General features: G+C 69.1%; 5 protein-coding genes and 1 pseudogene. 3 read left to right on the forward strand and 3 right to left on the reverse strand.

Going from position 1 to position 5,875, the window contains the following annotated elements:
- The 3 genes and pseudogenes from AB0M83_RS48280 to AB0M83_RS48290 form a co-directional block, all read right to left on the reverse strand.
- Positions 1–417, reverse strand: a pseudogene (locus AB0M83_RS48280) (hypothetical protein); the annotation flags it as partial.
- On the reverse strand, positions 414–1,316 hold the full coding sequence (locus AB0M83_RS48285; protein ID WP_364529501.1) for an ATP-binding cassette domain-containing protein: 903 nt from the start codon (positions 1,314–1,316) through the stop codon (positions 414–416). The pseudogene AB0M83_RS48280 and the gene AB0M83_RS48285, both read right to left, overlap by 4 nt.
- Positions 1,313–1,561, reverse strand: a complete 249-nt coding sequence (locus AB0M83_RS48290) for a PLD nuclease N-terminal domain-containing protein (RefSeq protein ID WP_364529504.1) — start codon at positions 1,559–1,561, stop codon at positions 1,313–1,315. Before AB0M83_RS48290 ends, AB0M83_RS48285 begins: the two co-directional genes overlap by 4 nt.
- A 177-nt stretch (positions 1,562–1,738) precedes the next feature.
- Between AB0M83_RS48290 and AB0M83_RS48295 the strand changes: the two genes are divergently transcribed.
- The 3 genes from AB0M83_RS48295 to AB0M83_RS48305 form a co-directional block, all read left to right on the forward strand.
- The gene (locus AB0M83_RS48295) at positions 1,739–2,689 is read left to right on the forward strand and encodes a hypothetical protein (RefSeq protein ID WP_364529507.1); all 951 of its coding nucleotides are present in this window, start codon (positions 1,739–1,741) and stop codon (positions 2,687–2,689) included.
- A gap of 139 nt (positions 2,690–2,828) precedes the next feature.
- Complete coding sequence (locus AB0M83_RS48300; protein WP_364529510.1) at positions 2,829–4,025, forward strand: hypothetical protein; 1,197 nt, start codon at positions 2,829–2,831, stop codon at positions 4,023–4,025.
- A gap of 740 nt (positions 4,026–4,765) precedes the next feature.
- Positions 4,766–5,875: DUF222 domain-containing protein (locus AB0M83_RS48305; RefSeq protein WP_364529513.1), on the forward strand; the 1,110-nt coding region annotated here is incomplete at its 3' end.

Consider the following 5,875-nt stretch of genomic DNA (forward strand, 5'->3'; position numbering starts at 1 on the left):
TCGGCGGCGAGGGTGTTCCAGAACTGGAGCTCGTAGCTCTGGAAGAGCCGGGCGCAGAGGTGGGCTTCGCGTTCGTCGAGCCGGCGCGCGTCGAGTCAGCAGGCCGAGCCCGCCGGTGACCAGCGCCCGCGCCGCGACGATCCGGGCCGGCGAGCGCAGCACCAGCCGCGTGGTCGCGAGGGTGCCGTGCTGGTGGTCGAGCCCGGACGCGGCGACGCCGATCGCGGCGATCAGCAGCGCCCCCAGCCGGTCGACGAGGCCGAACGCCGAGGTGAACGCGTCGAGGTCGCCGAGGTCGCGCTTGAGACCCCAGTACAGGCCCGACGCGAACTGCGGCACCCCGGCGCCGGCCAGCAGCAGCCACGTCGAGCGCAGCGACCGGGCCCGCACCCATTCGTAGGCCAGCGCGTTCTTCACGGCAGCTCCCCCCGGTGCCGGACGGCGGCCGCGGTCGCGGCGAGGAACGCGTCCTCCAGGCCGCTCCGGCGCACGAACAGCTCGCGCACGCCGACGCCGGCCAGCCCGGCGATCGCCGCCACGCGTTCGGGGTCGGCGGTGTCGACGACCAGGTCGGCGGCTTCCTGCCGCACCCGCAGCCCGTCGCGGGCCAGCGCGACCATCAGCGCGCTCGGCCGGTCGGCGCGGACCACGACGTCGGCGCGCGCGTGCCGCCGGACGAACTCGTCCAGGGGCCCGGCCGAAACGAGCCGCCCGGCGCCGATGACGATCAGGTCCTCGGCGAGCAGTGCCATCTCGGCCAGCAGGTGCGAAGACGCGAGGATCGTGCGGCCCTCCCCCGCCAGCCGCCGCAGGAGGTCGCGGATCCACCGCACGCCTTCGGGGTCGAGCCCGGTGGCCGGCTCGTCGAGGATCAGGTACTCGGGGTCGCCGAGCAGCGCCGTGGCGAGGCCGAGCCGCTGCTTCATGCCGAGGCTGAACCGGCCGGCGGGCGTCCGCGCGACCGGCTCCAGGCCGACGGTCGCCAGGACCTCCCGCACGCGCCGCGCCGGCAGGCCCCCGCCCGCGGCGACCATCCGCAGGTGCGCGGCGGCCGGCCGCGCGGGGTGCACCGCCGCCGCGTCGGTCAGCACCCCGACCGTCCCCAGTGGACCCGGGACTTCCGCGTACGTCAGGCCGCCGAAGGTGGTGCGGCCGCGGCCGCGGGTCAGGCCGAGCATCAGCCGGATCGTCGTCGACTTGCCGGCGCCGTTGGGCCCGAGGAAGCCGGTCACGACGCCGGGCCGCACGGTGAACGACAGATCTTCGACGCCGGCGCCGCCGCGGTAGGTCTTCGCGAGCCCTTCCGCGACGATCACCGGCGCACCGGCTCGTAAGCGTCACGACGGCCGAACACGAACCACAGCAGGCTGCCCAGGAACGGCGCACAGAACGCGAAGATCACCCAGACGAGCTTCATGCCGCCGGTGAGCCGCGAGCCGAGGATGCTGACCAGCGCGGCCAGGAACAGCACGACGAAGGCCAGCAGGATCGCGCCGGTCAGGCCGAGCACGAGCCACGACCAGGTTTCCTCGTGGCCTTGGACCAGGGCGGCCGGATGCATGGTTCTTCTCCTCACGTCGGTGTCTCGCTTCCGAGACTCGCCGATCGCCGGTCCGCGCACATCCGATCTTCGGGGACTCCGGGATAGGCGGAAAGTACTAGGCCGCCCGGACCGCTTGTACGGCTCTTGTACGGGTACCGCCGACCATTCGCCGCACGGAATCGTTCTGGAGGACAAGTGAGAACCACACTCAAGACGGCGGTGGCCACGATCGGCCTGGCCGTCGCGATCACCGGACTGGCCGCACCCGCGGCCCAGGCCGCGTCGGCCTACCCGGTCACGACCACAGTGGACGGTCGCACCGTCAAGGACCCGGACGTCGCGGTGGGCAAGCAGCGCATCGCGAACATGTACCCGTCGGGGACGTCGGTGACGCTGGCGTGCCAGGACACCGGCCCCGACTACGGCGGCAGCACCATCTGGGACCTGACCACGGACGGCCTGTGGATCCCCGACGCCTACGTCAAGACCGGCTCGACGTCGATGGTCGCGCCGCAGTGCACGACGCCGCACGCGTTCCCGGCGAAGGCGGACATCAACGGCCGCGCGAAGAAGGGTGACGCGGCGGACGCGGCCGGCAGCGTGGCGGACAAGTACCTGACCGGGGCCTCGGTGCCGGTGGTCTGCCAGGCCACCGCGTCGGACGAGATCTGGGACTTCACCGGCGACAACCTCTGGGTGCCGGACGCCCTCGTCAAGACCGGGACCGACGGGTTCGTCAGCGGGGTCCCGCACTGCGACACCGACGGCATCAAGCCGGGTGGTTCGACCAATCCGGCGGACCCGCGGGCCGACAGCGCGATCGCGTTCGCCAAGGCCCGCCTGGGCCACACGGACTGGAACAACCAGTGCGAGCTGTTCGTCGAACGCGCCTTCGGCACCAGCGGCCGGTTCGCGTCGGCCACCACGCACTACCAGTGGCAGAAGGCCAACGGCCGCATCCACACCGGCTCGGTCGCCCCGGCCGGCACCGCGGTGTTCTTCACCAGCACGACCAGCAACGGCCACATCATGCTCGCGCTCGGCGGCGGCGTCGCGATCAGCACGGGCCCGTCGGTGTACCAGACGAGCACGTACGCGCAGCGCTCCGACTACCTCGGCTGGGCCTACGTCCCGTCCGGCTGGTGATCGCTTCCCGGCCGCCGCGGCGCACCCGTCGCGGCGGCCGGGTGGAAAAGATCTTCCCCTGTTCGCCAGGAAGTTGTTGCCCATTCACCCCGCCCGGTTCTAGTGTGTCCCGGGCATTGATCGGACTACTGGGGGTCACATGTCATTGCGCCACCGATTAGGCAAAGCCGCCCTCGCGGCGGGCATCCTCGCAGGTCTGGTCGCCGCTCCGCCGACGGCGCTCGCCGCCGCCGGGCCGACGACCCTGCCCGCCTCGCAGTACACCCTGACCGCGAACTACAACCAGTTCGACGCGGTCAACAGCGCGTTGGTGTCGACGCTGGGCACCGCGGCCGTCCACACCGTCATGGACAACGCGAACCACGACCGCACGGCGTTGCCGTCGTCGTTCTCCGTCGCCGGGCTGTCCACGGGTTTCCGGTTCGACAGCGGGGACAACTCCGACTGCACGAACTACCCGCAGGGCATCACGACCAGCCGCGACGCGGTCGGCACGGCCAACAGCGGCAACTACGACGGGCACCAGCTCGTCGTGGTCAGCTGGTACACCAAGGACGGCTGCGACGGCGGCCAGACCCGCAGCCGCATCACGCTGGTCGACTGGGACGCCACCTACCCGAACCAGTACCGCAAGGTGCTGCTGGTCGAGCCGACCGGCACGGCGGCGGCGCCGGACTTCAAGGACATCCCGATCCACGCCGGCGGCGTTTCCTGGTACGGCGACTACCTTTACGTCGCCGACACCGGCAAGGGCATGCGGGTCTTCGACATGCGGAAGATCCTGAAGACGAACACGGGTGGCACGGCCGACCAGATCGGGCACCAGACGGGCAGCACGTACTACGCGCACAACTACGCGTACGTCCTGCCGCAGGTGGGCTCGATCACCTCGAAGACGACGTCCGGGACGAACCTGGCGTGGTCGTCGATCTCCCTCGACCGGGTGAGCAAGTCGATCGTCATGACGGAGTACACGTGCCCGTCCGGCTGCACGGACTACCCGAACCGCGCCCCGCGGGCGATCCGGTACCCGTTCGCCTCGTCCGGCACGTTCGCCGCCACGACGACGGCGAGCCAGGCCTTGCAGCTGCCCTGGTACAAGCTCAACGGCGTGGCGTCGCACAACGGGCGCTGGTGGTTCAACTCGTCCGGCAGCAAGCAGCTGTACTACTGGACGCCGTCCGCCGGCCCGTCCACGTTCTCGTGGGTGAGCAGTGGTGAGAGCCTGTCCTATTGGGAGGACGACGCCAGCGCGGACCTCCTGTGGTCCCTGCAGGAAGGCGCGGGCAACCGCAACGTCTTCGCGGTCACCCAGGCCACCTACGGCGGCGGCTGAGGTAGCCTGGCGGTATCGGACCTCTTGTTCAGCAGCGCGACCCGAGGCGGCAGTGCCGTCTCGGGTTGCTGCTTGCTGTCCTGCTGTTCCTTTCCGGGGCGCCGGTCGTCCATGCGGTAGCGGGTGCGTCCGATGGCCCGGTGGTGGCGACTTCGCAGTCGCAGGTTCTGGTTTCCGGTCGGCATGCGGCGCCTCGGTTGCCGGCTTCGATCCCTTGGGCGGTGGGTCCTTCCTCGGACGGTCCTTGGGTTGCTTCGCCGTGGTCTCTTGTTCGGTCTTCTCGTGAGTCTTCTTACGTCGGCGCTCCGCTTCTTGCGCCGTCCAGTCGTGGGCCTCCTTCTTCGGTGAGCTGAATCCCTTCTCCGGCACCGGTTTTCGGTGTCGTGCTCGCTGCTGCCCGGAGGACTCTCATGTCTGCTGTTGTCTTGTCTCTTCTTGTTGCTACCGTTGTCGTTGCTGTGGGGTTCTTTGTCGCGATGTACCGTCGTGATGAGCCTCTGCTTGGTGGGATCGGGGTTTGCCTTCTCGTGGGGCCTGGTTCGCTGCTTGCCTTTGTGCAGGTCGGGGTTGCTCAGTTCTAGGGATACGGCTTCGCCGGGGCGTGGGAAATCGGCGCTTCTTGTCCTTGCTTACCGCTCGGTGCCGGAGCGCCGATTCCCCACGCAACGGTGTCCCTGCCGGAGTCTTGTTCGCACCTGTTCGAGTGATGACATGTGTTCGATCTTCGGTAATCTTGTTGTATGGAACGGGAAACGGTGTGGCAAGCGGATGCGGTGGCTCTGGCCGATCGCATCTCCGCGCTGCTCACTGTTGTGCGGTCTGCCGAGGCTGAGATCGGTTCTCTGCTGGCGGAAATCGAGTCTCGCGGTGTGATGGAGTTGTTCGGATACCGTTCTGCCGCACGCCTTTTCGAGCATCTCGCCGATGTTCCCAAGGCTGCCGCCGAGACCGTGGTCAAGCGAGCTCGCGCCCTCACCCCGAGCCGTACCCTCGATGGCACACCCATTCCCGCTTTGGCTCCCGCCACTGGCGCTGCCGCTGCGGAAGGCCGGTTGAGCAGCCCGATGATCGACACGATCGTCGGGGTGATGACCCAGGTCCAGCCCGAGCACCGTGACGACGCCGAGCAGCACCTGCTCACGTTCGCCTCCGAAGCCGGGCACAAGCAGGTCGCCGCTCTAGGTGCGCGCATCATCGCCCACCTCGATCCTGATGGCGCTGCACCCGACGAGACCGAACCGGCCACGCCGAGTCGCGAGTTGTCGTTGCGCCGCAAGAGAACCGGGTTCTGGGAGCTGAACGGCCGTTTCGACGATGAGACCGGCGCCCGAGCCAGCGCCCTGCTGGACGCTCTCGCCGAGCGCCACAGCACCGACGAGGGCACAGACTTACGCTCCCCACTGGAACGCTACGGCGACGCCTTCTCCGACGCGATCGACCTGGCTTACAACTCCCCAGACCTGCCGATGCAGGCCGGTGAACGAGCCCACGTGATGGTGGCGGTGTCGTTGGCGGACCTGAAGGCAGGCATCGGCCAAGCAATGCTCGGCGACCTCGGCACCATCTCCGCCGCCGAAGCCCGCATCCACGCCTGCGACTGCAAACTCATCCCCGCCGTCCTCGGCACCCAAAGCGAACCCCTCGACCTCGGCCGCCACCACCGCCTGATCACCACCCCACTCCGCCATGCGCTCTACCTGCGCGACCGCGGCTGCGCCTTCCCCGGCTGTCACCGTCCGCCCCGCCACTGTCAGGTGAGCTTGCCCCAAGGTGGCGGACACCGTCAGAGTGGTTGTCATGACCGCTGGAGGTTGTTCAGATGGCCAGTACATTCTCGAGAGAGTTCAAGA

Origin of the sequence: Amycolatopsis sp. NPDC051106 (assembly GCF_040682775.1) — a bacterium.
GTDB lineage: Bacteria > Actinomycetota > Actinomycetes > Mycobacteriales > Pseudonocardiaceae > Amycolatopsis.